At 33.4% G+C, this 25,417-nt stretch carries 25 protein-coding genes; 23 read left to right on the forward strand and 2 right to left on the reverse strand.

The window, feature by feature from the left end:
• Positions 1-136: 136 nt before the first annotated feature.
• The 17 genes from BAQ44_RS08440 (at position 137) to BAQ44_RS08520 (ending at position 18,387) form a co-directional block, all read left to right on the forward strand.
• Positions 137-1,315, forward strand: a complete 1,179-nt coding sequence (locus BAQ44_RS08440; protein ID WP_071721479.1) for a glycosyltransferase — start codon at positions 137-139, stop codon at positions 1,313-1,315.
• Positions 1,316-1,337: 22 nt separating this feature from the next.
• A complete protein-coding gene (locus tag BAQ44_RS08445; RefSeq protein WP_071721480.1) occupies positions 1,338-2,303 on the forward strand; it encodes a glycosyltransferase family 2 protein in 966 nt (321 codons plus the stop codon).
• A 76-nt stretch (positions 2,304-2,379) separates the two neighbouring features.
• The gene (locus BAQ44_RS08450; RefSeq protein ID WP_071721481.1) at positions 2,380-3,918 is read left to right on the forward strand and encodes a lipopolysaccharide biosynthesis protein; all 1,539 of its coding nucleotides are present in this window, start codon (positions 2,380-2,382) and stop codon (positions 3,916-3,918) included.
• A gap of 264 nt (positions 3,919-4,182) precedes the next feature.
• Positions 4,183-6,513 (forward strand): right-handed parallel beta-helix repeat-containing protein, encoded by a 2,331-nt coding sequence (locus tag BAQ44_RS08455; RefSeq protein ID WP_071721482.1) that lies wholly within the window; start codon positions 4,183-4,185, stop codon positions 6,511-6,513.
• Positions 6,514-6,747: 234 nt separating this feature from the next.
• Positions 6,748-7,362 carry a sugar transferase gene (locus tag BAQ44_RS08465; protein WP_000821041.1) on the forward strand — a complete coding sequence of 205 codons (615 nt, stop codon included), beginning with the start codon at positions 6,748-6,750 and terminating at the stop codon, positions 7,360-7,362.
• Positions 7,359-7,991 (forward strand): acetyltransferase, encoded by a 633-nt coding sequence (locus BAQ44_RS08470; protein WP_071721483.1) that lies wholly within the window; start codon positions 7,359-7,361, stop codon positions 7,989-7,991. The genes BAQ44_RS08465 and BAQ44_RS08470 overlap by 4 nt, the downstream gene beginning before the upstream one ends.
• 16 nt (positions 7,992-8,007) lie before the next feature.
• Positions 8,008-9,153, forward strand: coding sequence for a DegT/DnrJ/EryC1/StrS family aminotransferase (locus tag BAQ44_RS08475; protein WP_071721499.1), 1,146 nt, complete (start codon positions 8,008-8,010; stop codon positions 9,151-9,153).
• A 355-nt stretch (positions 9,154-9,508) separates the two neighbouring features.
• Positions 9,509-11,449 carry a lasso peptide isopeptide bond-forming cyclase gene (locus tag BAQ44_RS08480; protein WP_071721484.1) on the forward strand — a complete coding sequence of 647 codons (1,941 nt, stop codon included), beginning with the start codon at positions 9,509-9,511 and terminating at the stop codon, positions 11,447-11,449.
• A 14-nt stretch (positions 11,450-11,463) separates the two neighbouring features.
• Positions 11,464-11,595 carry a paeninodin family lasso peptide gene (locus tag BAQ44_RS30280; protein WP_116758355.1) on the forward strand — a complete coding sequence of 44 codons (132 nt, stop codon included), beginning with the start codon at positions 11,464-11,466 and terminating at the stop codon, positions 11,593-11,595.
• A 155-nt stretch (positions 11,596-11,750) separates the two neighbouring features.
• Positions 11,751-12,680, forward strand: a complete 930-nt coding sequence (locus BAQ44_RS08485; RefSeq protein ID WP_071721485.1) for an aldolase — start codon at positions 11,751-11,753, stop codon at positions 12,678-12,680.
• Positions 12,681-12,683: 3 nt separating this feature from the next.
• A complete protein-coding gene (locus BAQ44_RS08490; protein ID WP_061677965.1) occupies positions 12,684-12,974 on the forward strand; it encodes a lasso peptide biosynthesis PqqD family chaperone in 291 nt (96 codons plus the stop codon).
• A 42-nt stretch (positions 12,975-13,016) separates the two neighbouring features.
• Entirely contained in the window at positions 13,017-13,469 is a 453-nt protein-coding gene (locus BAQ44_RS08495; protein ID WP_071721486.1) for a lasso peptide biosynthesis B2 protein, read from the forward strand.
• A gap of 22 nt (positions 13,470-13,491) precedes the next feature.
• A complete protein-coding gene (locus BAQ44_RS08500) occupies positions 13,492-14,679 on the forward strand; it encodes a nucleotidyltransferase domain-containing protein (RefSeq protein ID WP_071721487.1) in 1,188 nt (395 codons plus the stop codon).
• A gap of 12 nt (positions 14,680-14,691) precedes the next feature.
• Entirely contained in the window at positions 14,692-16,494 is a 1,803-nt protein-coding gene (locus tag BAQ44_RS08505) for an ABC transporter ATP-binding protein (protein ID WP_071721488.1), read from the forward strand.
• Between the two features lie 227 nt (positions 16,495-16,721).
• Positions 16,722-17,045: a PadR family transcriptional regulator gene (locus BAQ44_RS08510; RefSeq protein ID WP_001102620.1), complete on the forward strand. Its 324-nt coding sequence runs from the start codon at positions 16,722-16,724 to the stop codon at positions 17,043-17,045.
• Positions 17,038-17,580, forward strand: a complete 543-nt coding sequence (locus BAQ44_RS08515; protein ID WP_071721489.1) for a DUF1700 domain-containing protein — start codon at positions 17,038-17,040, stop codon at positions 17,578-17,580. The genes BAQ44_RS08510 and BAQ44_RS08515 overlap by 8 nt, the downstream gene beginning before the upstream one ends.
• Complete coding sequence (locus tag BAQ44_RS08520; RefSeq protein WP_071721490.1) at positions 17,581-18,387, forward strand: DUF4097 family beta strand repeat-containing protein; 807 nt, start codon at positions 17,581-17,583, stop codon at positions 18,385-18,387.
• Between the two features lie 87 nt (positions 18,388-18,474).
• On the opposite strand, the gene lexA is transcribed toward BAQ44_RS08520, so the two are convergent.
• On the reverse strand, positions 18,475-19,095 hold the full coding sequence (gene lexA, locus BAQ44_RS08525) for a transcriptional repressor LexA (RefSeq protein ID WP_016086752.1): 621 nt from the start codon (positions 19,093-19,095) through the stop codon (positions 18,475-18,477).
• Positions 19,096-19,236: 141 nt separating this feature from the next.
• On the opposite strand from lexA, the gene BAQ44_RS08530 reads away from it, so the two are divergent.
• Entirely contained in the window at positions 19,237-19,893 is a 657-nt protein-coding gene (locus BAQ44_RS08530) for a YneB family resolvase-like protein (RefSeq protein WP_061677970.1), read from the forward strand.
• Positions 19,894-19,938: 45 nt separating this feature from the next.
• Positions 19,939-20,178 carry a DUF896 domain-containing protein gene (locus BAQ44_RS08535; RefSeq protein WP_001190582.1) on the forward strand — a complete coding sequence of 80 codons (240 nt, stop codon included), beginning with the start codon at positions 19,939-19,941 and terminating at the stop codon, positions 20,176-20,178.
• A gap of 39 nt (positions 20,179-20,217) precedes the next feature.
• On the opposite strand, the gene BAQ44_RS08540 is transcribed toward BAQ44_RS08535, so the two are convergent.
• A complete protein-coding gene (locus BAQ44_RS08540) occupies positions 20,218-21,801 on the reverse strand; it encodes a bifunctional metallophosphatase/5'-nucleotidase (RefSeq protein WP_071721491.1) in 1,584 nt (527 codons plus the stop codon).
• Between the two features lie 183 nt (positions 21,802-21,984).
• On the opposite strand from BAQ44_RS08540, the gene BAQ44_RS08545 reads away from it, so the two are divergent.
• The 4 genes from BAQ44_RS08545 (at position 21,985) to phnE (BAQ44_RS08560) (ending at position 25,374) form a co-directional block, all read left to right on the forward strand.
• Positions 21,985-22,923: a phosphate/phosphite/phosphonate ABC transporter substrate-binding protein gene (locus tag BAQ44_RS08545; RefSeq protein WP_000915073.1), complete on the forward strand. Its 939-nt coding sequence runs from the start codon at positions 21,985-21,987 to the stop codon at positions 22,921-22,923.
• A gap of 83 nt (positions 22,924-23,006) precedes the next feature.
• Positions 23,007-23,780, forward strand: coding sequence for a phosphonate ABC transporter ATP-binding protein (gene phnC, locus BAQ44_RS08550; RefSeq protein ID WP_061677974.1), 774 nt, complete (start codon positions 23,007-23,009; stop codon positions 23,778-23,780).
• Positions 23,777-24,571 carry a phosphonate ABC transporter, permease protein PhnE gene (gene phnE, locus BAQ44_RS08555; RefSeq protein WP_063260623.1) on the forward strand — a complete coding sequence of 265 codons (795 nt, stop codon included), beginning with the start codon at positions 23,777-23,779 and terminating at the stop codon, positions 24,569-24,571. The genes phnC and phnE (BAQ44_RS08555) overlap by 4 nt, the downstream gene beginning before the upstream one ends.
• Positions 24,571-25,374: a phosphonate ABC transporter, permease protein PhnE gene (gene phnE, locus BAQ44_RS08560; protein ID WP_063260624.1), complete on the forward strand. Its 804-nt coding sequence runs from the start codon at positions 24,571-24,573 to the stop codon at positions 25,372-25,374. The genes phnE (BAQ44_RS08555) and phnE (BAQ44_RS08560) overlap by 1 nt, the downstream gene beginning before the upstream one ends.
• Positions 25,375-25,417 lie beyond the last annotated feature (43 nt).

The following is a 25,417-nucleotide window of genomic DNA, read 5'->3' on the forward strand; positions in this document are numbered from 1 at the left end:
TGTTTTAGAAGGTATTATTATCGCATTACAGAAATATGGACGTTTCGCTATTATAAATTATGTTTTTTGTGAAAACATCTTCGAGGGTGTTTTTTTATTTTGATATAAAACTTTTAGGTGGTAGAAGGAGATAGTTATGAAGAGAGTGCTATTTATGGTAAGTAGTATGAATATAGGTGGTGTAGAAAAATCACTTCTTTCTTTGTTATCTGTAATACCAAAAGAAAAGTATGATGTCACAGTATTGATGTTGGAGAAGCGAGGGGGATTTTTAAAACAATTACCAAGTTGGATAAATATAGAAGAAGTTACTTGGTTTGAAAATATAAAACCTAAAATTATGCAACCACCAAAGAAAACGATTAAAGAATACTTTGAAAATACAAGATATATTAAGGGTTTAAATTTTTTATTCACTTATGTGGTATCAAAAAATTTAAAGGATAGATATGTTTTCTATAAAGAGATTTTTAAAGATATTCCGCATAATAAGAATAAATATGATATTGCAATTGCATATCAAGGTCCTACTGACATAATTGATTATTATATAGTTAATAGAGTGACTTCAGAAAAGAAAATTTCTTGGATTCATTTTGATGTTTTTCAACATCAAGTTAATACAAAATTATATGAGAAATTATATAATCAGCTGGATAATATATATGTAGTTTCTAAAGAAGCACAAAAACATTTAATAGAGAAGTTTCCTAAAGTAAAAAGTAAGACAAGTGTCTTTTTAAATATTGTACTTCCAGATGTAATAAATGAAATGGCGAAAGAAAAAGTAGAATTTGATAATGAATATAAAGGTATGAAAATAGTAACAGTAGGTAGACTTTCAAAAGAAAAAGGTCAAGACCTTGCAATTAAAGTTTTATCAATGCTACGTAAGGAGGGATACGAAGTACGATGGTACTGTATCGGAGAAGGAGAGGATAGAGAGTATTATGAGACATTAATATGTAAGTATAATTTGAAACAGGATTTTCTATTATTAGGATCAGCAATAAATCCATATCCATATGTAAATCAATCAGATATATACGTTCAAACTTCTAGGCATGAAGGATATTGCCTCACGTTAGCTGAGGCGAAATGTTTAAGAAAACCTATTGTAACGACTAATTTTACAGGAGCATATGAGCAAATAATAGATGGATATAATGGTTTTGTTGCTGAGTGTAATGAGGAAAGCCTATATTACAAGATTAAATATCTTTTGGATCAACAAAGAGTGCGTGAAGAGGTAACCACTAATTTGTTAGACGAGGAATTTAACAATTTAGAAAAGGTAAATCGTTTTCTAAGTTAATTGTAAATGAAAGGGTGCAATTATGAATCCTAAAATTAGTATTATTGTTCCCATTTATAAGGTTGAGCAATATATTCATAAATGTATTGATTCTATATTAAAGCAAACGTTCAAAGAGTTTGAGTTGATACTTGTTGATGATGGATCTCCTGATAGTTGTGGTGAGATTTGTGAAGGGTATGCGACTCAAGATAGCCGAATTAAAGTAATCCATAAGGAGAATGGTGGATTATCTTCTGCAAGAAATGCTGGATTAGAAATAGCACAGGGAGATTATATAGGATTTGTTGATAGTGATGATTGGATAGAAGTGGATATGTATGAATTGTTATATGGTATGTGTGTAGAACAGGATTGTGATATAGCTATTTGTAGTAGTGAAATTCATTACAAGGATAAAACAGTAATTTCAAGCAATCATCCGTTTGTTATTCATGATAGATATAGCGCGATGAAAGCAATGCTAGAAGGGAATTTGTATGATGAAGTTGTTTGGACTAAACTTTTCAAAAGACAATTATTAGAGGGTATTAAATTTCCAGTAGGTATGTCATATGAAGATACAGCGTTTACGTATAAAGTTATTCATAAGTGTAAAAAAGTATGTTTCATAGGAGAACCTAAATATCATTATATAAAGCGTGATAATAGTATGATGGACCAGGCTGTAAAAGAGATTAAAATTGATTCAGTCTTAATCTATGATGAAATGTGTAAATTTATGGGGCGATATTATAAGGAGTTATATAACTTAGTTATATTAAAACTAGGAAATTGTTCGATGGTAGTTTTAAATTTAATATCAGTGAGTGGAAAACTTAATGAGCATAAGAGTAAATATTATAAGGTTATTGGTATATTGAATCGTTATTTTTATAAAACAATGCGTTTAAAAGAGTATGGGAAAAGTGTAAAGTTTTTATTATTGGCGACCAAGTTACATCCATTATTGTATAAATTTTTAATTAATAATTTTGCAAAGAGGTGATGAGAATCATCCAGAATAATATAATTTGAATATTCACCTCTCGATGGTTTAGTTCAACTTATGAAGGGGATAAAAAATGCGAACGATGCATTCAATTAAGAATATATCAATAAGTATATGTTCTCAAATAGTTATTGTAATTCTGGGATTTATATCTAGGAAAGTTTTTTTGGATAGTTTAGGAATAGAGTATTTAGGGATAGATGGCTTGTTAATTAATGTTTTATCCATGTTAGTGTTAATTGAGGCTGGTATAGGAGCGAGTATAGTATACAATTTGTATAAACCGTTGGCAGAAAATAATCAGTATAAAATTATAGCCCTTGTTCAATTATATAAAAAAATTTATCGGATTTTAGCAATCATTATTTTAGTAATAAGTGCTATGATATATCCCTTTTTAAGTTATTTAATGAAAGATGGGGAGTCTATATCAAATGTTGCGATAATCTATTCAATATTCGTGGTGAAAAATGTAGTTACCTATTTAAATGCTCATAAGAGGTCTTTAATACAAGCTGATCAAAGAGGATACATATTGGCTAGGGTGGATCTCTTATTCCAAGTGGTAACTACAATATTTAAAATATTTATACTAATGTACACGAAAAACTATATATTGTATTTAGTTATAGAGTTGAGTATATATGTAATTCAAAATGTCGTAAACGGTAGGATTGTTAATAAGAACTATCCTTATATAAAGACAAAAAAGAAATATTCTATAGATAATGATACGAAAGAAAAATTAATTATAAATGTAAAGGCGATGTTTTTGCATAATATTGGAGGATATATTGTATTTGGAACGGATAATATACTGATTTCATCTTTTGTAGGCCTTGCTATGGTCGGGATATATTCGAACTATACAATGATAATAAATCAATTAGCAGCTGTAGTAAATCCTATATTAAATGGTATTGAAGCAAGTGTAGGAAATCTAATTGCAACTGAGAATAATGATAAAAACTATGCAATATTTAAAGTGACGTATCTAGTAAATTTTTGGATCTTTTCTTTTTGTACCATATTTTTATTTAATCTGTTAGAGCCATTTATAGGGTGGTGGCTTGATAAGAAGTATTTATTAAATAACATAGTTTTTGTAGTGATACTCATAAACTTTTATTTAACAGGGATGCGAACCGCGATAGCCATTTTTAAAAATAAAGCAGGATTATTCGTACAAGATAAGTATATTCCATTAGTTGAAGCGATAATCAATTTAAGCTTATCTATTCTATTAGCTAAAATGTTTGGATTGGTAGGTATATTCATAGGAACCGCGATTAGTACAATTGCTACTGTACTTTGGATTCAGCCTTATATTGTATATAGAAATCTTTTTAAGAAATCAGTTTGGAAGTATTTTATAACATATGTATTTTATGTGTTTTTAACTGTCGTAACAGGTTTCATTACTACAAGTATATGTAATTATTTTATAGAAGGTAGTACCTTTATTTCATTAGTTGGAAAAGGTGTGATTTGCTTATTGGTACCAAATGTAATATACGTTTTAATTTTTTATAAAAGCACAGAATTTCAATATATAAGGAATATCTTTAGTATGATGTTTTTACAAATTAAAAAGAAACGAAACGTTATTTAGGTATAAAAAGTATGCACATTATATTGGTTTGAGATATTAAGGAAGTATATTGTTGTTGAAGCCTATTAGTATGAAATGAAACTTGATTTTAATTAGAAATCGTGAATCATTAGCCCTAACATAGTATTTATATAATGCATAGTATTCTATTAAAGGGATACGTATGTAAGCAGAATATAAAATATTTGTCCCCATGCACTGATATAAGTTTGAATTTTTTGGTGAAATTCAGCTTGCATCTTAGTTGGAGGTTATATATAAATCATGGCAAAATTTCAGGTGACATGTGTTTTAAAAAGTAATCTTCCTGTGTTAAGCGAGGGAGAATTTTGTTTTTGTATAGATACTAGTGAGTTATTTATTGGGACGAAAAAAGGGAATGTAAAAGTATCAACAGAGAATACATTTGAGAGGTTAGTAAGTAAACTTAAAAGCAATACATTTGGAGGTTTTAAGTCCAGAAAATCACTGGTTGGAGAAACAGAATCTGCTAATGCGGTTTCAGGCACATATTTTCTTGAGTTAGAGAGATGGAATGTTAAAAATGATGGAACGGACGCTGATAATACTTCTAAAGGGATTAATAACGCATTATTATGGGCATCTCAACAAGGATTTATAGAAGTTGTTTTACCCATGGGGACATATTTAATTGATGAAAATACACCAATTGAGCCACAAAGTTTTATGACTTTAAATTTAGGTGGATCAACTTTAAAAATAAGAAGTAATGGATTAGTTAAATATGCAATCGTACGATATCAAAGAAATCAAAAATTTTCTCGGGTTACCAATGGCAGGGTTGAAGGTGATAAAGATACACACGATTATACAACGATTCCTCATACTCATGAATGGGGATATGGGATTGAAGTAGGAAATACGACTCCTGCCGAGGGGAGTAATATGAATTATATTTCAATAGATAATATGGAAATTTTAAATTGTACTGGCGATGGGATAGCAATGGAAAGTACATGGGGACAAATTGGAGAATATGATTTTGCCGGTACATTTGAAGTGGGGGGGATTAGTGATGTCAATGGTTCCCTAATAGTAGATGATAATAAAATTAGATCCAATTTAAAAATAGATTTACATCATAGTAGCATTATAAAATGGGGATATTTTGGTTTGTATGGAGATGGCTATGGTGGAATTGGTTCAGAAATATACACAGAATTATATGATGTGTTATTTTATAGAGCTGATAATACTTTTGTAACGGCTGCTAAGAGGGTAAAGTTTTTTGAAGAAGTGAGTGTTCCAAAAGAAGCAGATTATGCGAAAATCGTTCTTCATCAAGGTACAGTACCTACAGAAAACGGTTGTAAAATAACAGTTCGAATTCCGGAATTTTCCCGAAATGTATTTATCGAAAAATGTAAAATACATGATTGTAGAAGGCTTGGAATAAGTGTATCTGGAGCGAAACAAATTTATATTAGAGATTGTGAAATTTACAAAATGAAAGGTACAGCACCTCAGGGAGCGATAGATATTGAAGATGGATATCGATTAAATCAATATATAAACATTGAGCGTAATAATATATATGACAATCAGGGATATAACGTTGTTGTAGTCGGTGGTAGATATATTAATATCATTCAAAATAAATTAGTTAATAATTCTTTAGTAGTAGGCGAAAATGTAGAGAAAGTGATTATAAGTAATAATCACTTAAGGGAAGTAAGTTGTGTTTTAAGTGGAGAAGTAACTTTTACGAATAATCAAATGTATGCTACTCGAGTCACGATAGATCAAGGAGATAAGGAAGCGCTTATTGGTAACTGTATTTTCCATAATAGCGCATTGTTAATGGGAAGAGATAAAGCATATTGTATTCAAGTGAACCAATGTGAATTTTTTAGTGATCGAGATTTATTTCATTCTTTTTCACAGTTAGGTTCAATAATTGGTTTTTCAGCAGAACCGCAAACTATATCAAATTGTGTTATTAAAGGAGGGGCTGTAGAAGGTACAAGTTTGACAGGTGTATCACCTGGTATGAAAAATGGATGGAGATTAAATAATATTTCTTTTATAGATACGAAACATCCGCAAGGAATCATTACGAATTTACCACCAGGAGTATATACGGGATGTAAATTTGAGAACAGCGGTACAATATCATTTGTTACAAAAACTCCGCAAGCAGAATATGAATTTAATGGATGTTCATTTAGTTGGGATGCTTATAACCTTTTTACTGTTGAGTCTTCTCAAAGGATAGCGATGCTAAAAGTGAAAAATAGTAATTTTAGAGGGGGAAGATGGGGCTCGGCATTTTTTTTATGGGACATTGGGGGAAGAATAGAATTTAATAATAATGCATTTGAATACCTTAATTCGGAATCGACAGACAGTATAATTAATTTTTGGAATGAAACATTTACGAGTGAGTTTATGTTAATAGAAAATAATATATTTAGGTCAAATAAAAACATGATAGGCTTGAATGCAAATCAGATTTCATCCTCAATCACTTTGATTTTTAAAGATAATATTGTGGACACAGTAGTTATAAAGTTAAGGGATGAACATATAAAAAAGGATAATTATATTAATGGCGTCTTTGATCCGTACGTGTAAAGTTATAGGGACTAATAGAGTAACCGATCCTTTGCAAATAAGTAGAGATACCGCATAGGAATCAAGCTATGTTTAAACTATTTGATGAGATAAAATTAATGAAAGATGACGTAATTAAACAAAACAAGGGGCAACTAACTGTAGTTGCCTTTTGTTTTGTTTAATTGCATATAAAGTTTTAAATGGTTCTTCGTGTTAGGGGTATTAAACGTAAATAAGTAAGGAGGATAGTACATGAAAAGAATTTTTGATGTATGTATTTCTTTATTGTTATTATTTGTATGTTTGCTTCCTATTCTTGTTGTAGCAATCTTAGTTAGGCTGAAATTAGGATCTCCTGTACTGTTTAAGCAACAGCGTCCAGGACTACATGGAAAACCGTTTAATGTTTATAAGTTTCGAACTATGCTAGATAAGAAGGGGAGTGATGGGGAATTACTTCCAGATCAAAATAGATTGACTACTTTTGGGGCAATTCTTAGAAAATATAGTCTAGATGAGTTACCTCAACTGATGAATGTTCTATGGGGTGATTTAAGTTTAGTAGGTCCAAGGCCATTATTGATGGAATACTTACCCCTATATTCTAGTAAACAGGCTAAAAGGCATAATGTAAAACCAGGAATTACGGGATGGGCACAAATAAATGGTAGGAATTTGATTACCTGGGAAGAAAAATTTGAATTGGATGTATGGTATGTAGAGAATCACTCTTTTTTATTAGACTTGAAAATAATTGTACTTACAATATTAAAAGTATTTAAAACAGAGGGAATAAATCATGTAGGGCATGTGACAATGGAGAGATTTACTGGAGGGAAAATAGAAATAAAGGGTGAGGGAAAATGAAAATTTTAATAATAGGATGTGGTGGGCATAGCAAGGTTGTAAGGGATATAATCTTATCGAATGAAGGATATGAAATAGTCGGTTATTTAGATGATTTGTATACAGGTATAAATATTATAGATAACCTTTATTTTGGAGCAATTGCAGATGCGAGGGAAATTATCAATAATTTTAATGATGTAAAGCTCGTTATTGCTATAGGAAATAATGAAATAAGAAGGAAAATTGCAGAAATATTAAATCAACAAAGTAGCATATATGCTACTTTAATTCATAAAACAGCCATTATAAGTTCAAATGCTAATATAGGAAACGGAACGGTAATTATGCCAAATGTGGTTGTTAATGCGGATACTTTCATCGGTAACCATACCATAATAAATACGGGCTCAATAATAGAACATGATAATATAATTGATGATTTTGTTCATATTTCACCACATGCTACACTTACAGGTTCTGTCACTATAGCAGAGGGGGCACATATAGGAGCATCAGCTACTATAATTCCAGGTGTTCAAATTGGTAGGTGGTCTATTGTTGGAGCTGGTTCTGTTGTCATAAATGATTTTCCATCTAATTGTACTGCTGTTGGTAATCCAGCCAAAGTTATTAATGTAGTAAATTGAAAGGAGATGAAGAATGATGATAAAAAATAAGGAGAAAATCTACCTTTCCTCTCCACACATGAGTGGAAATGAACAAAAATATATAAAAGATGCCTTTGACTCAAATTGGATTGCACCTCTTGGTCCAAATGTAGATGAATTTGAAAGAGAGCTTGCTTCTTTTGTAGGAGCTAAAGGTGGGGCTGCGGTTAGTTCAGGTACTGCTGCCATTCATCTAGCTTTGCGATTATTAAACGTTCAAAAGGGAGATACAGTATTTTGTTCAAGTTTCACTTTTGTAGCGAGTGCGAATCCGATTGTTTATTTGGGAGCTGAACCGGTATTTATTGACTCAGAACCGGAAACATGGAATATGTCACCACAAGCTCTAGCACTTGCGTTGCATGATGCTGATAGGGCAGGAAAATTACCTAAGGCTGTCATTCTTGTTCATTTATATGGTCAGAGTGCGAAATTAGATGAAATTCTTTCGCTTTGTAATCAATATGATGTCCCTGTAATTGAGGATGCAGCAGAATCTTTAGGTTCTACATATAAAGGAAAAGCAAGTGGTACATTCGGGAGGTTTGGGATTTATTCATTTAATGGAAATAAAATTATTACAACTTCAGGTGGTGGAATGCTAGTTTCTAATGATACGGAAGCGATAGAAAAAGCAAAGTTTTTAGCAACTCAAGCAAGAGATCCAGCACCTCACTATCAGCATAGTCAAATAGGTTACAATTATAGAATGAGTAATATATTAGCTGGTGTTGGGAGAGGACAATTAGAAGTATTAGAAGATAGGGTGCGTGCTAGAAGGTCTATATTTAATCGGTACTATGAAGGGTTATCTCACATACCGGGATTTTGTTTTATGCCGGAATTAGAAAACACTCGTTCGAATCGTTGGCTGACAACTATGCTGATTGATGAAAAGGAATCTGGTATCACTATTAAAAAATTATTGACAGATTTAGCTGAGGAAAACATTGAAGCACGCCCTACATGGAAGCCATTGCATATACAGCCGCTGTTTAAAAAAAATAAATTTTATTTTCATCAGAAAGATAAGGATGTATCGAAAAAGTTATTTGAAAATGGGATTTGCCTTCCTTCTGGGTCCAATATGACGGATGAGGATCAGCGGAGAGTTATTCAGGCTATAATTAAATTAATATAAAATGGAATATGTTGAAGAGAAATAAGAAGTGAATGTTTTTGATATATAGATACTTCTTGATAGTTGGAGAAAGGGCAAAAAATATTGGAATCATATATCTGAATTATCGTTCTTTATAAAGGATGGTTATCCTGAATTAATTATTTGAATTTACTGTTTTTTTTTGATTGACTCACGATAAATATAATGCTATTTTTAGCATATCTATACCTTGGCGTAATTGGATTATTTACTTAACCAGGGGAGTATATGTTGATTTGTTCTTTAAAAAGAATTTATTACGAAGAGTGTAAGCGTTAAATAGATATATATATATAAGAATTTATAGCAACTTATTACACAATAGGAGGGAAAAATGAGTGCTATAGCTGGCATTATTCACTTTAATAACGAGCCTGTATCGATTGAACATGGAAGAGGACTAATGGGGTGTTTAAGTAAGTACCCTGCTGATGATATTCGAATATGGCATAAAGAACATATATTCTTTGGTTGCCATGCCCAATGGATCACACCAGAATCAATCGGTGAACAATTACCTTATTATGATGTTAAATCGAAATTAATTATTACTGCTGATGCAATCATTGATAATAGAACGGAATTGTTTGATAGGTTGCAAGTGGATAATGTTGAAAGAAAAGGGATTGCTGACAGTGAATTGATTTTACGTGCTTATCAAAAATGGGGGGAGGAGTCCCCGAAGTATTTAGTTGGCGACTTTGCTTTTATGATTTGGGATGAACGTAACCAAAAACTATTTGGTGCAAGGGATTTTTCAGGAAGTCGAACTCTTTATTATTTTCGTGACCATCAACGATTTGCTTTTTGTACGATAATAAGTCCGTTATTATCATTACCGTATGTACGTAAGGAATTAAATGAACTATGGTTAGCTGAGTATTTGGCGGTATCTGGAATGATAGATGCGGTAGATACTTCAATCACACCGCATAAACACATAGAACAAGTACCTCCAGCACATAGTATTGTGATAGATAAAAATAAAATAAAGCTTATGAGATATTGTACTCTAACTGTAAACGAGAGGTTGGAATTAAAGTCAAACGAAGAGTACATAGAAGCATTTCAAGAGGTTTTTCAAAAAGCGGTAGATGATAGATTACGTACAAACCTTAATGTAGGTGCTCAGTTAAGTGGTGGATTAGATTCAGGGGCTGTTGTGAGTTTTGCGGTAAATACAATGAGGAAAGAAAATAAACGGTTACATACTTTCAGTTATATTCCGCCACATGATTTTGTGGATTTTACACCTAAACAGCTAGTGCCTAATGAGAGTGTGTATATCAAATCAACTATAGAATATGTAGGAGGAGTTAGGGAGCATTACTTAGATTTTAAGGGGAAAAATTCATATTCAGAGATAGATAGCTTTTTAGAAATACTAGAGACGCCATATAAGTTTTTTGAAAACTCATTTTGGTTAAAAGGGATGTTTGAAAAAGCTCATGAGGAAGGCGTTGGCGTGTTATTAAATGGTGATAGAGGGAATTTCACCATTTCGTGGGGATATGCCTTAGAGTACTATGCTATCCTACTAAAAAAATTAAAATGGATTCGTCTTTATAAAGAACTTAATCAATATAGTAAAAATACAGGTGGAGATAGATTACGGAGAATACCAGATATATTTAGGATTGGATTTCCGGCTGTGAATCGAATTTTTTCGCAAAATAAAGTAAATAAAAAGCCAATGTTAATCAATCCGAAATTTGCAAAAAATACAAGGATTTTCGAGAAATTTAAAGAATATGGGTTAGAACAAACAGGATGGTATTCTGAGTCAAATATATATGAGGAACGCCGAAAACATTTTGAAGATGTTTTTCATTGGAATGCTGGTAGTACACTTGCAGCAAAGCTATCTTTACGCTATGGATTATGGAAGCGTGATCCAACTAATGATATACGTGTAATTCGTTTTTGTTTATCGGTACCAGAAGAACAGTATGTGCAAAATGGATTAGATCGAGCTTTAATCCGAAGATCTACAGAAAAAATGCTGCCAGATAAGATTAGATTGAATCAAAAAACTAGAGGTGTCCAAGGTGTGGATTGGGTCCATCGAATGATGCCATATTGGAAGACATTTATAGATGAAATAGAGCAACTAAGTGTAGATGAAACAGCTTTAGAGTATTTAAACGGTCAGGTCATAAAAGAAGCTCTATACAAGGTTAGAGAAGATGTGAGCCCTGAAAATGCGATTAATTTCGATTATAAAGTTTTAATGCGTAGTTTAATTGTTTATCGGTACATTAAAACGTTTATTTGAAGGGAGGTGATCATATGAAAAAAGAATGGGAGAAACCTATTTTAGAGGTGTTGGATGTGAAGATGACAATGTTGGGGAAAGAAGGAGAGTATACTGATGCTGCTTTTCCTGACCATACTCCAAAGGGTGATATAACTTTTAGTTAGATAATAGAAATAAAGTATTTAACTCATTTTGCTCAAATGTTTAAAGTTAAATGGATTTTATATATTTGATATGGATTGTTTGCATGCTAAATCTCCTTGTACGTGAAAATGTATAAGGAGATTTAATATTACTATCGTTATATTGGGGTGAAAAAATGTTAATAGCTAAAACCAATATAGTATATAATGCGTTTGGCCTATTTATTATTAGTGATATTTCATTACCAGAATTACCTAATGTGCAAAATAAAATGGATTCAATAGACATTGAGGTAAGGATTAAAGATTTGTCGGAATTATGGATGGATTTAGCTGATAAACAAGACGAATTTGTAATTAAAAAAGATTTAGTAATGTTTCAGGTTCCCGATATTGCAATATTTGCTATTCAAGATGGAAATAAAATATTTGTTTCACCTATGAAAGAGTATGAAGAGGATATGATTCGACTTTGGATTTTAGGAACTTGCATGGGTGCCATATTGATGCAAAGAAAAGTATATCCATTACATGGAAGTGCGGTAATTATTAATGGAAAAGCATATGCATTTGTAGGAGATTCAGGTGCTGGAAAGTCTACGCTTGCGTCAGCATTTATACAAGAAGGCTATCAATTTTTAAGCGATGATGTCATAGCGATAGCATTTTCAAGTGAGACAAATTCTCCAGTAGTCATCCCATCTTATCCACAACAAAAATTATGGCAAGATAGTTTGGATAATTTAGGAATGGGTACAAACAACTATCGATCGATATATGGTAGGGAAACCAAATACAATGTTCCAGTTCTTTCCAAATACATTGCTGAATCAGTCCCACTAGAAGGGATAGTAGAATTAGTGAAAACAGAGGATGGCAAGGTGGGAATTCGACATATAGAAAAACTTGAGCGGTTTTATACCCTATATCGTCATACATTTCGCAATTTCCTTATCCAAGGTTTAGGATTAATGGAATGGCATTTTAAGGCCTCTGCCGCTATTTTAAATAAGGTTGATTTGTATGAACTATGTAGACCAGCTAAAGGGTATAGCGCCCCGCAATTAGTGTCCCTTATATTAACAACTATAAATAAAGGAGAATAATTTATGATTAAAAATCAGGCAATATTATTAAATCAATGTGTTGCACAAGTTAAAGGGAATGTAGTAAGTGATATGGATGGGGAAAAAGTCATGTTAAGTATAAAAAATGGTAAATATTATAATTTAGGGAAAATGGGAGGAGTAATATGGGAACGTATTGAAAAACCAATACCAGTTACTGAGTTAGTTACTACTTTAATATCAGAGTATGAAGTAGAACAATTACAATGTGAGGGACAAGTTCTTTCCTTTTTAGAAATGTTATTAGAAGAAGGGCTGGTTGAAGTTAAGTAATTTGATCAAGTATTCTATCTAAAAAAAGAAGTAGGGAGATAAATGAATATAGTAAAAAAGTTAACTGTTTTTTTATCACTAGATATGAAGACAAGATTTTTATTTATGGAGGCATATATATATTTAGGATGGGCTCGTATTCTCAAATTTATGTCATTCTCTAAGTCTGCCCCTACATTAGGTATTTATATGGATGAAACATCTTTAAATTATGTTGAATCTAATATTAGGATGCTTAACAATATAGCTGAAGTTATTCAAATTACGAGTCGCCATACTCTTTGGGACAGTCAATGTCTTGTGAAAGCGATAGCTGGGATGAAAATGCTAGAGAGACGCCAAATTGAGAGTACACTTTATTTAGGAACTGCAAAGGATGAAGATGGGAAAATGGTTGCTCATGCGTGGCTACGAAGTGGTCCTTTTTACATCACTGGATCGGAAGGGATGGAGAAATTCACTGTAGTTGGAACGTTTGCAAAGAAAATAGATTGAAAAACAACTAAAGGAGAATAAAATGAGTAATGATTTTCATCTTAATGTAGAATGTCTGTCTAAAGAGTTAAAATTATTATTGGAAATTTTGAAGTTGCGTAATGATGATAGCGTACTTGGAAATCAAAGTGAGTGGCTTGTAGATATTGATTGGAATAAGTTTCTTGAATTGGCAATGCATCATCGGATGCATCCATATATTTATCCAAAGGTGAACGGAGTAACTAAAGGATTAATTCCATCTCATGTTATGAATATATTGCGTCAAAACTTTAAAGAGAATATGTTTCGAATGCTCTTTTTAAGTGCTGAAATGGAGCAAGTAAGTAAATGGTTTATTGAAAATGAGATTAATACTCTTTTTTTAAAAGGACCAGCACTTGCGCATGATCTTTATGGTGATGTCTCCTTGAGAACATCTTGTGATTTGGATATTCTTATCCCGATTAACCAGTTGGAGAAAGCCGAAAGAATTCTTTTAGAACAAGGGTATGTGAAGGATGAATATATTCAAACCATATTAAATGATTGGAAATGGAGACATCATCATATAACGTTTTTTCACCCTGAAAAGAAAATCAAACTGGAAATTCATTGGCGATTAAATCCAGGTCCTGGGAAGGAAATGAAGTTTGTTGAATTATGGAAGAGGAAAAGAAAAAGTACATTAGTAAGCAATCCTGTATATGTATTAGGGAAAGAGGATTTATTTGTATTTCTTTGTTCTCATGGAGCACGTCATGGATGGTCAAGGTTACGCTGGTTGGTAGATGTAAATAAAATGATAGAACAAGAGCTGAATTGGTTAGAAATTAATCGGCTATTAAATAAATATCAATCTGGACATATAGTGGGGCAGGCGTTGATTCTGTCACATCAATTGTTAAACTCAACAGTTATTGAAGAAATGAAAATATGGGCAAACAAAAAGCATGCTAGGAGATTAGCGCAGGATGTACTGTTTTATTTAAAACAAATGATAAATCTACACACGCCACCAATCCCGGAAGAAGTATCAAAGTATCACAGTCGTCATTTATATTTATTAATGTCAAAACGTCAAAGATTTTTATTTATACTGAGTCATTTGTATCCTTATCCGATAGATGCAAAGACTTTACCGTTACCTAAATACCTTCATTTTTTGTATTTTCCCTTACGACCTTTTCTATGCACCTGGAGAAGGGTGAGGAAGCATGAGCTAACATAGGAGGCAATAAAAGTGAAACATCTCTTGTATTTTGTGAATAAATTATATGCTTTTTCTGGGAAAATACTTTATGTAAATTTATTTGGGATGGCATTAGTTAGTTTATTGGAAGGGATAGGGCTTCTTTTATTACTTCCTATGATTAATATTAGTGGCATTATCGAAATAAATATGGGTTCAATACCGGGTATAGCGATATTTGAAGTTTTACATGAAATCCCTGAAACGGTAAGGTTGTTACTTATCCTAAGCATTTATATTATATTAGTGGTGGTCCAATCGCTTTTACAACAACATCTTGCTCTTCGAAATATGAAAATTATAATGCGCTTTACAAACTATTTAAGGTTACAAATTTATCATGCCCTATTACGAGTTAATTGGAGTTTCTTTGTGAAAAAGAGAAAGTCAGATTTGATTAGTTCACTGACTGAGGAACTTGGACGAGTTATGGTTGGAACCAATTTATTTCTTCAACTTTTAACATCATTTATTTTTACTATAATACAAATTGGAATTGCTCTATGGTTTTCGATAAAAATAACAATTTTTGTGTTATGTACAGGCTTAATACTTGCATATTTTTCTAAACATTATATAAAAAAGTCAAGGGTATTAGGAAACCAAACATCTGAAATAGCAAGAGATTATCTTAGTGGTATAACAGATCACTTTAACGGGATTAAAGATATAAAGAGTAACATGTTAGAAGAGTCTAGGTATACATGGCTCAGTACTTGGTGTGAAAAAATGGAAAAGGAACAATTAGCATATATTAAGTTGAAAAATCAATCGCAATTTTTTTATAAGTTTGCATCTGCTATTCTAATTGCGTTACTTATTTTTACATCAATAAAATTATTTCAGGCTCAGCCAGGACAATTAATAGTCATTGTTCTTATTTTTTCTAGACTATGGCCTAGGTTTACTGGGATTCAATCTAATTTGGAGCAATTAGCTGCAAATATTCCTGCTTTTAAGTCTTTATTAGAATTGGAGAGAGAATGCAACGAAGCAATTGAATTGGGAGATGTAAGACAATCATCTAAAAATATAAAACCGTTACTTATACAAGAAGGAATCAAATGTAATAATGTTAGTTTTCGTTACAACCAAAACGAACCTATATATGCTCTTCAAAATATTAATTTGCAAATTCCATCGAATTGTATGACAGCAATTGTTGGGCGATCGGGTGCTGGAAAAAGTACATTAATTGATATTTTGATGGGACTGATTCAACCGGAAAAAGGACAAGTATTAATAGATGATGCGACTATTGCAAGTGATAATTTATTGGGTTTAAGGAAATCTATTAGCTATGTTCAGCAGGACCCCTTCCTATTTAATGCAAGCATAAGAGAAAATTTATTGATGATTGAACCAAATGCAAGTGAAGATCAGATTTGGGCTGCATTAAATTTTGCTGCCGCTGCTGAATTTGTACAAGCACTTCCAAATGGACTTGATACTTTTATTGGAGATAGAGGAGTTAAGCTTTCGGGTGGGGAAAGACAGCGATTAGTTTTGGCACGAGCAATTTTGAGAAAACCTTCCATTTTAGTTTTAGATGAGGCAACAAGTGCGTTAGATGCAGAAAACGAAGCGTTAATTCAAAGTGCATTAGAGGAGTTAAAGGGTCAAATGACTATTATCGTAATTGCCCATCGTTTATCAACAATACGTAATGCTGATCAAGTAATTGTATTAGATAAAGGAGAGGTTGTTCAACAAGGGGAGTTTAGCCAACTAGCTCGAGAAAGAAAAGGTGTGTTTCGTAATTTATTAGGTAAACAAGTAGAAGTTGGTTCTTAGAAGGGAAAGAGTGAATGAATTTTTGTATTCATACAGTTCGAATCGAATAAAAGCCTGAGTGATGGCCAGTTAAAACAGGACATTATTCAGGCTTTTATTTGTACGTTTTCTACATTTAGGGAGTAAATATAAATGAGTACCTTGCAATGAATAATACCGAGTGGTATATTATGGATATAAGGGTACCGTGTATTGAACAGTACTGAAATGAGAAAGGGGGATTGACCTTGAACGTTCAGTTTAAAAAAGGTGTGTTAGAACTGTGTGTTTTGGCACTTGTGAAACGTAAAGATTGTTACGGTTATGAACTTGTACAGCAAATCTCAAATAAATTTTTAATATCGGAAGGGTCAGTGTATCCTTTATTACGTCGTTTAACGAAAGAAGGGTATTTTCAAACGTATTTGAAAGAATCTACGGAGGGGCCGCCTCGTAAATATTATCAACTAACTGAGCAAGGGGAAACGCAACTGAATTTGTTAGTAACAGAGTGGCGTGATTTTGCAAAAGGCGTACAAGAAATTATTGAAGGGGTGGAATGGGATGAGTAAAGAGCAGTTCCTTAAAGAATTATCAAGTCATCTTAGAAAGTTACCGGAAGAAGAGAGGAAAGATATTTTATTTGATTATGAAGAGCATTTTCAGTTTGGGATAGAAGAAGGAAAAACTGAATCGGAAATAATAAAGGGCCTTGGCTCTCCGAAAGTAATTGCGAAAGACTTACTTGCTTTGTATCGCTTTGACGAAATGAAAAAAGACCCATCAACTACCAATATAACAAGGGCTGTTATGGCAGCGATTGGACTTAGTTTGTTTAATTTCATAATTGTATTAGGCCCGTTAGTTGCAATTATCGCTTTTATATTTTCTTTTTGGGTCGGTGGGATTGCTAGTGTAGTGACACCATTTTTCGTTATTGGAAAAGTATTTATGGGTACTTTTATATGGTTGGATGTATTCGTTAGTATAACGTTTGTTGGAGTAGGTTTGTTGTTATGTATTATCGCTTATTATAGTACGAAGTGGTTTAAAAAGTTATGCGTACGTTATGTAATATGGAACTTCAAAATGATAAAAGGGGAGTAGATGATGAAAAAAATATTGTTAGTAGCAATCGCTTGTATCATTATTGGAGTAATAGGGATTTCACAAACGTATGAAAAAGCAGTACAAACTGCAGAAAAAGGAAACAAAGAAGACGTTATTAAAAACGAAACATTAAAAAATATAGAAGTTAAGTTAGACGCTGGGGAAATTGTTGTCCAAAAATCTCCCGACTCTTCTTTTTATGTAAAGCACACAGGAGATGCACGTAAACAAGAGGTTCGTATTGCAGAAGATGGTGACACATTAAAAATTATTGGGGAAAGAGAAAAAGGTGGTTCATTTGATTTTTCTTTTTACGATTTTAGGTTTCAAACGTCTACAATAACTCTCCTTGTACCTGAACGTTCTTACCAAGAGATAAAAGTAAATTCATCCGCTGGACAAATAGAAATAAGTGATGTGAAAAGTGATCGTGTAACTGTTGGGACACTCGCTGGAGAAGTGAATTTAAAACATGTCACAGCTAAGAGTGTGGAGGGATCTACAAAAGCTGGTGAGGTGAACTTTAAAAAAGTAATAGGGAAAGTAACAGCGAAGTCGGCTAGTGGGGAAGTGCACATTATGGATCATGATCCTAAATATGATGTAGAGGCAAGTTCAACTGCTGGTGATGTAGATATAACTTTATTGGAAAAACCACAAGATGCAGTTATAACGGGGCAAAGTGCTGCTGGTGAAGTGATGATTTTTAATGAAGAAAATAAAAATATAACGATTGGTAATGGTAGTAAAAAGATTAGCGGTAAAACAGCTGCTGGCGATGTGACGATTGAAACTCGTTTATAAGCAATAGAATATATTAAAATCTATCAAAATACAAAAAAGAAGATAATTACCGTATATAAATAAGGTAATTATCTTCTTTTATTATGCTTAATGTAAATCACGATATACGCCAATTACTTTTCCGATAACTGACACTTGTTTTAAAATGATAGGTTCTAATGAAGAGTTTTCCGGTTGTAGACGGAAATGGTCTTTTTCTTTATAGAAACGTTTAACAGTTGCTTCGTTATCTTCTGTTAAAGCGACTACAATTTCACCGTTGTATGCAGACTGTTGTTGGCGAACAACAACTAAATCCCCATCGAAAATACCAGCCTCAATCATACTATCTCCAGAAATACGTAACATAAACACTTGGTCTGCTCCAGCAACAATGCTAGCTGGAAGTGGGAAGTGATCTTCTACACTTTCAACTGCTGTAATCGGTAATCCAGCAGTAACTTTTCCGATAATTGGAACTTGAATAACAGATTGTGTTTCTGCATCCATTCGATCGTCACCTAAAATTTCAATTGCTCGTGGTTTTGTTGGATCGCGTCGAATATATCCTTTTTCTTCTAGTCGTGATAAATGTCCGTGCACTGTAGAACTAGAAGCGAGACCGACCGCTTGACCAATTTCACGTACGGAAGGTGGATATCCTTTTTCTTGTACTTTTAGCTTAATAAAGTCGAGAATGTCTTGCTGGCGTTTCGTTAACTTTTCCATGTTTTCTAACACCTCGTTTTCTTTCATTTTTCTTATTAATAAGTATAACATGCGAAAAAACATTCTACAAACATAAGTTCGAACAAAAGGCGAATTTATGTTACACTGGAGGGAAATAATAGTGAGAAAGAGGGGTTCATAATGAATGCAATTATTTATGCACGTGTGAGTACAACGAAAGAAGCGCAAGAAACGTCATTATTACGTCAAAAAGATGAATTATTGCATTTAGCTGAGCGCTATCAAATGAATGTTGCTAAGGTAATTGAAGAACAGGCTAGTGGGTATACGATTGAACGTGACGGTATATTAGAAGTGCTGGATACCATTCGAGACGAACAAATTGATGTGCTACTCATACAAGATGAAACGCGCCTTGGTAGGGGGAATGCAAAGATTGCATTAATGCACTGTTTACATAAAGAGGGAATAAAAGTATACACGCATACGCATAATGGAGAATTACAATTATCGGATTCTGATTCGATGGTATTAGATATTATTGGTATTGTTGAAGAGTATCAAAGAAAGATTCATAACTTGAAAATTAAACGTGGTATGCAACGTGCAGTAGAAAAAGGTTATCGTCCAGAAAATAATTTGAAGAATCGTCATTTAAGCGTAGGACGAGAGAAGAAAGAAGTGCCGATTGAGGAAATTGTACGTTTGCGCAAGAGTGAACTTACTTTCGAAGAAATTGCGGCAACGCTTCGCGGCTTTGGTCATAATGTTTCAAAAGCGACTGTACATCGTAGATATGTAGAGTATACAAAGCAATTGCTTGATAAAGAGGACTAACTATTGTATGATAATAATCAGTTTTGAGTAAAAGGGGGATTCGAGATGCAAAGTCACGAACTCATTGAACGCATTAACTTCTTAGCGAAAAAAGCAAAGGCTGAAGGCTTAACTGAAGAAGAACAACGTGAGCGCCAATCGCTACGTGAACAATATTTAAAAGGATTTCGTCAAAATATGTTAAACGAACTTAAAGGAATTAAAGTTGTTAACGAAGAAGGTACTGATGTTACACCGGCGAAATTAAAAGCTTTAAAAAAGCAAGATAATGCAAAATTAAACTAAAAGATGGGCGAAGCCCATCTTTTTTATTTATTATATCCGTTATTTAATAACTTTCCAGTTATTATTGACTGATGCTTCTATCTTTTTGTGCTTCAATATATAGTTAGCGATAAGTTCAGACATATCTGTTGGTATGTCTTTTATTACGGGCTTATTTTGAAACATAAAGAAGTTTCCTCCGCCGCTTGCGCGATAATTATTCATAACGACGTCATATTCTTCATCCATATTAAGAGGAGCGCCTTTATACTGTAAAGATTCTACTCTCTCGCCAATAGGTTTGGAAATGTTTAATATGTACGAAATCCCTTCCCACATATCATAATTATAGTGCTGTGGCTTCGGTTCTATGAAGGTAGGGTTTACGATGATAGTTCCATCTGCATGTAATGTGAAATAAGAAGCAGAGAGTTCAAGGGCGTTTTTTATATCTGCTCCAGTTATTTTAATTACTTTTAATGTATTTGGATAAATATAATTAGAAACGATGTCACGCATTGTTACATGACCAGGGAAACCTGGAGATGTATTATGGAATAAGCTTGTACAAGAAATAGAAACATTAGCTATATCCATCTGTATCTTATTTATGAATTCAATAAAAGGATGGTCTTGCAAACGAGTTTGCATAGCGTCTGAAATTTGCATATCCCCATAGATTAGTCCAATAGGTTGATCGAGCCAATTTTGTGTTTTCTCTTCATAATCGGTAACCAAGGAAAGCATATGTTGGTCCGCTGCAATTCCTCGCACGGGCAATAATTGTGAATAACTCTCTTTTTTTACCCATTTTTGTTCTGTTTTCTCGAATGTTACTGTTATTTTTCCGACGGAGTGTCCATTGCATCCAGTCTGTAAAACTGTTACACCATTTATTACGGTGTGAGCGATTTCCCGGTGTTGGTGGCCTGTTAGTAAAATATCTATGCCTTCAATTTCATAGCACATTGCATAACCTTGGTTTTCACCTGTTAAAACTTCAGTCGGTACCCCGGTTTGTAAATCGCGTTCAAATCCTCCATGATACGCTACGACTAGTAAATCTGGTTGCTCTTGTTCGCGAATGTAAGAAACCCATTTTTTTGTTGTTTCTAATGCATCTTCAAATTGTAAATCTTGAATGTGATGAGGTTGTTCCCAATTAGGAATGTAATGCGTTGTCATTCCTAAAATAGCGATTTTTATATTTGATTCAATATGTTTTATTATATATGGTTTCCCGAAATAAGGTTCTTTTCTGTTTGTATCTAAAATATTTGCTGATAGATACGGGAAGTTCGCAGTAGAAATAGCGTGGTTTAATACGTCCATTCCATAATTAAATTCATGATTCCCGATAACTGCAGCATCATAACGTAAATAGTTCGCTAATAAGGACATTGGATTTTTCTTATCTTTTGCATATGTAGCGTAATGATAAGTAAAGGGTGTACCTTGTATGAAGTCACCGTTATCAATTAAAAGAACGTTTCTGTTTTCGGAACGTTCTTTTTTTATAAGAGTAGAGATTTTAGCTAAACCAATTTCAGCTTGAGAGTTATCTTGGTAGTCAATTGGATACACAGTACCGTGTATATCACTTGTTAATAAGATGTTTAAAGTTACAGTTTGATTTTGATTCAATATCATTCACCTTTTCTATTGTTATCTACTAGTTAAGCATATCAAATATATGAAGAGAATTTTAATGAAAATGTATAGAATGTGTAAAGATTCTGTAAATAAACAATTATTAATAAAAATGTGTGATATATTTCTTCATGTTTACGGAAGGTAATTTATAACAACAAAAATGGAGGCTTTAATATGTTGAAAAAAGTTTTTGCAATGAGCACGACAGTTGTACTGGCGGCGGGATTATTAAGTGGCTGTGGAACGAAGGAATCTAGTGCAAGTAAAACTGAAGATACGAAAAAAGGTTATGTACCGAAGACGTTAAATGTACAATTTGTTCCTTCTCAAAATGCAGATACGTTAGAGGCGAAGGCGAAACCATTGGAAAAGCTATTAAGTGATAAATTAAATATCCCGGTAAAAGTTAGTATTTCAACGAATTACAATACAATTGTAGAAGCGATGGCATCTAAGCAAGTAGATGTAGGCTTTTTACCACCAACAGCATATGTGCTAGCACATGAGAAAAAGGCTGCAAACGTAATTTTACAAGCACAACGTTTTGGGGTGGATGATGAAACCGGAGCTCCTACAAAGGATTTAGTAGACTTTTATAAATCTGAGTTTGTAGTTAAGAAAGATTCAAATATTAATAGTGTAAAAGATTTAAAAGGTAAAAAAATTGGTTATCAAGATGTAACGTCATCAGCGGGATACGTATGGCCTGCGGCTGTATTGTTAAAAGAGGGTGTTGATCCGTTAAAGGATGTGAAACCTGTTACATTAAAAGGTCACGATCAGTCGCTTATTGCACTTTTAAATGGTGATGTAGATGCAGCGGTTGTATTCCAAGATGCTCGTAATATTGTGAAAAAAGATTATCCGAATATATTTGATCAAACGAAAATAGTGAAATTTACAGAGAAAATTCCGAACGATACGATTTCGGTACGCTCTGATTTAGATGAAGAGTGGAGCAAGAAATTACAGGATGCTTTCATTGAAATAGGAAAGAATGAGGAAGGTCACAAAATCATTAAAGAAGTATATTCACATGAAGGCTATGTTAAATCTGATGATAGTAAATTTGATATCGTTCGTGAATATGGAAAGAAAGTAAAAACGCAATAATACATATGGAAATGGCGGCTAACTGGAAGGATTTATTTTCAGTTAGTTTGCCGTTTTGAATACATAGAAGGTAGGTAAGATGTGTGATAGAGTTTCGAAATGTTTCCAAAGTGTATCCAAATGGTACAAAAGGATTGAATAATATAAACTTGAACATTCAAAAAGGCGAGTTTGTTGTAATGGTAGGGCTGTCTGGGGCTGGAAAGTCTACACTTCTAAGATCGGTAAACCGCCTTCATGAGATTACAGAAGGCGAAATTATGATTGAAGGTGAGTCTATTACTGCAGCGAAAGGAAAAGGATTACGCCGCATGCGCCGAGATATTGGTATGATCTTTCAAAATTTTAATCTTGTAAAGCGATCAACGGTATTGAAGAATGTATTAGCGGGGCGTGTTGGGTATCATTCGACACTGCGTACAACGTTAGGGCTATTTCCGAAAGAAGATTTGGAGCTTGCCTTTCAATCGTTAAAAAGGGTGAATATTTTAGAAAAAGCATATGCGCGAGCTGATGAATTATCAGGAGGACAACAGCAACGTGTATCGATTGCTAGAGCGTTGGCGCAAGAAGCGAAAATCATATTGGCAGATGAACCTGTTGCGTCGTTAGATCCGCTAACAACAAAGCAAGTGTTAGATGATTTGAAAAAAATTAATGAAGATTTTGGGATTACAACAATTGTAAACTTACATTCTATTGATTTAGCTAGGCAATATGCGACACGCATTATTGGATTACATGCAGGCGAAATTGTTTTTGATGGATCAGTAGAAGAAGCAACGGATGAAAAATTTGCTGAAATTTATGGAGACGTAGCGCAGAAAAGTGAATTATTAGAGGTGGCAGTTAAATGAATGACGTGACGATATATTCGAAATCGATACCGAAGCCGCCGAGTAAGTTGAAACATATGTTAACGGCTATTCTAGTCATTTTACTGTTGTGGGGAAGTAGTGTACAGGTCGACGCATCATTTTCAAAACTAGTAGTTGGTTTTCCTAATATGATTGATTTGTTAAAAGAGATGGTGCCGCCTGATTGGAGTTATTTTCAAGTTATTACAACAGCGATGTTAGATACAATACGTATGGCGATTATTGGGACGACTTTAGGAGCGATTTTAGCTATTCCACTGGCACTATTTGCGGCAAGTAATGTGTTTACTAGTACATTTTTGTACGGTCCAGCTCGATTGGTTTTAAATTTTATCCGAACGATACCAGATTTATTATTAGCGGCGATTTTTGTAGCTATTTTTGGAATAGGACCACTTCCAGGTATTTTGGCTCTTACTTTTTTCTCAATTGGGCTCGTGGCGAAATTGTTGTATGAGTCAATTGAATCGATTGATTCAGGTCCATTAGAAGCGATGACAGCAGTAGGAGCAAATAAAGTGCAATGGATTGTGTATGGGGTAATGCCGCAAGTGAAAGCACATTTTGTCTCCTATGTTCTTTATACATTTGAGGTAAACGTACGTGCAGCAGCTGTTTTAGGTTTAGTAGGGGCAGGTGGTATTGGATTATATTATGACCGTACACTTGGGTTTTTACAATATCAACAAACCGCATCTATTATTATCTATACCCTTGTTGTTGTATTGTTAATTGATTATGTAAGTACATTGTTGCGGGAGAAATTATAATGAGTAAAACGACGTTAATCGTACCAAAACCGAAGAAACCGAGTATGTATCGCTGGTTTATTTTTATAGCACTTGCATTTGTTTATGTATGGGCTTTTTCAGGAGTCCCGCTAGAGGGAATAAAGGATACGGCAGGAGAAATTACAAAAGCAATTATGACAGGTGTATTGAATCCAGATTGGTCGTATGTATCTTTGCCAGATGGTGAAGATTTATTACATGGTTTAATTGATACGTTGGCAATTGCGATATTAGGTACATTTATTTCTGCCTTTTTATCTGTTCCATTTGCTTTTTGGGCTGCAACGAATATGAGCAGTGGAAAATTAACTTCAGGAACTGGGAAGTTTGTACTTAGTTTTGTTCGTACATTTCCGGAATTAGTTATGGCGCTTTTATTTATAAAAGCTGTTGGACCAGGCTCTTTTGCTGGAGTTCTAGCTTTAGGGTTACACTCTATTGGGATGTTAGGAAAACTATATTCAGAAGGAATTGAAAATATAGATAAGGGACCGACGGAAGCGTTAATAGCGACAGGCGCAAATCGCTTCCAAATACTTTGGTATGCGGTATTACCACAAGTATTACCGGATTTTCTATCGTATACGTTATACAGGTTCGAAATTAATGTACGATCCGCTGCTATTTTAGGTGTTATTGGAGCAGGTGGGATTGGTACGCCTTTAATTTTTGCACTGAGTTCACGCAATTGGTCTCGTGTGGGTATTATTTTATTAGGCATCATTTTAATGGTAATTATCATTGATTTTATTTCAAGTTCGATACGGAAGAAAATTGTATAATTTATTTTAAGCACCTATAAAAGGTGCTTTTTTATATAATAAG

Origin of the sequence: Bacillus mobilis, from assembly GCF_001884045.1 — a bacterium.
Lineage (GTDB): Bacteria > Bacillota > Bacilli > Bacillales > Bacillaceae_G > Bacillus_A > Bacillus_A mobilis.

Bases quoted from the DNA above. Each gene is read 5' to 3' on its own strand.
- BAQ44_RS08440 (WP_071721479.1), top strand. From the start codon at position 137: ATGAAGAGAGTGCTATTTATGGTAAGTAGTATGAATATAGGTGGTGTA.
- BAQ44_RS08445 (WP_071721480.1), top strand. From the start codon at position 1,338: ATGAATCCTAAAATTAGTATTATTGTTCCCATTTATAAGGTTGAGCAA.
- BAQ44_RS08450 (WP_071721481.1), top strand. From the start codon at position 2,380: ATGCGAACGATGCATTCAATTAAGAATATATCAATAAGTATATGTTCT.
- BAQ44_RS08455 (WP_071721482.1), top strand. From the start codon at position 4,183: ATGGCAAAATTTCAGGTGACATGTGTTTTAAAAAGTAATCTTCCTGTG.
- BAQ44_RS08465 (WP_000821041.1), top strand. From the start codon at position 6,748: ATGAAAAGAATTTTTGATGTATGTATTTCTTTATTGTTATTATTTGTA.
- BAQ44_RS08470 (WP_071721483.1), top strand. From the start codon at position 7,359: ATGAAAATTTTAATAATAGGATGTGGTGGGCATAGCAAGGTTGTAAGG.
- BAQ44_RS08475 (WP_071721499.1), top strand. From the start codon at position 8,008: ATGATAAAAAATAAGGAGAAAATCTACCTTTCCTCTCCACACATGAGT.
- BAQ44_RS08480 (WP_071721484.1), top strand. From the start codon at position 9,509: ATGAGTGCTATAGCTGGCATTATTCACTTTAATAACGAGCCTGTATCG.
- BAQ44_RS30280 (WP_116758355.1), top strand. From the start codon at position 11,464: ATGAAAAAAGAATGGGAGAAACCTATTTTAGAGGTGTTGGATGTGAAG.
- BAQ44_RS08485 (WP_071721485.1), top strand. From the start codon at position 11,751: ATGTTAATAGCTAAAACCAATATAGTATATAATGCGTTTGGCCTATTT.
- BAQ44_RS08490 (WP_061677965.1), top strand. From the start codon at position 12,684: ATGATTAAAAATCAGGCAATATTATTAAATCAATGTGTTGCACAAGTT.
- BAQ44_RS08495 (WP_071721486.1), top strand. From the start codon at position 13,017: ATGAATATAGTAAAAAAGTTAACTGTTTTTTTATCACTAGATATGAAG.
- BAQ44_RS08500 (WP_071721487.1), top strand. From the start codon at position 13,492: ATGAGTAATGATTTTCATCTTAATGTAGAATGTCTGTCTAAAGAGTTA.
- BAQ44_RS08515 (WP_071721489.1), top strand. From the start codon at position 17,038: ATGAGTAAAGAGCAGTTCCTTAAAGAATTATCAAGTCATCTTAGAAAG.
- BAQ44_RS08520 (WP_071721490.1), top strand. From the start codon at position 17,581: ATGATGAAAAAAATATTGTTAGTAGCAATCGCTTGTATCATTATTGGA.
- lexA (WP_016086752.1), bottom strand. From the start codon at position 19,095: ATGGAAAAGTTAACGAAACGCCAGCAAGACATTCTCGACTTTATTAAG.
- BAQ44_RS08530 (WP_061677970.1), top strand. From the start codon at position 19,237: ATGAATGCAATTATTTATGCACGTGTGAGTACAACGAAAGAAGCGCAA.
- BAQ44_RS08535 (WP_001190582.1), top strand. From the start codon at position 19,939: ATGCAAAGTCACGAACTCATTGAACGCATTAACTTCTTAGCGAAAAAA.
- BAQ44_RS08545 (WP_000915073.1), top strand. From the start codon at position 21,985: ATGTTGAAAAAAGTTTTTGCAATGAGCACGACAGTTGTACTGGCGGCG.
- phnE (WP_063260623.1), top strand. From the start codon at position 23,777: ATGAATGACGTGACGATATATTCGAAATCGATACCGAAGCCGCCGAGT.
- phnE (WP_063260624.1), top strand. From the start codon at position 24,571: ATGAGTAAAACGACGTTAATCGTACCAAAACCGAAGAAACCGAGTATG.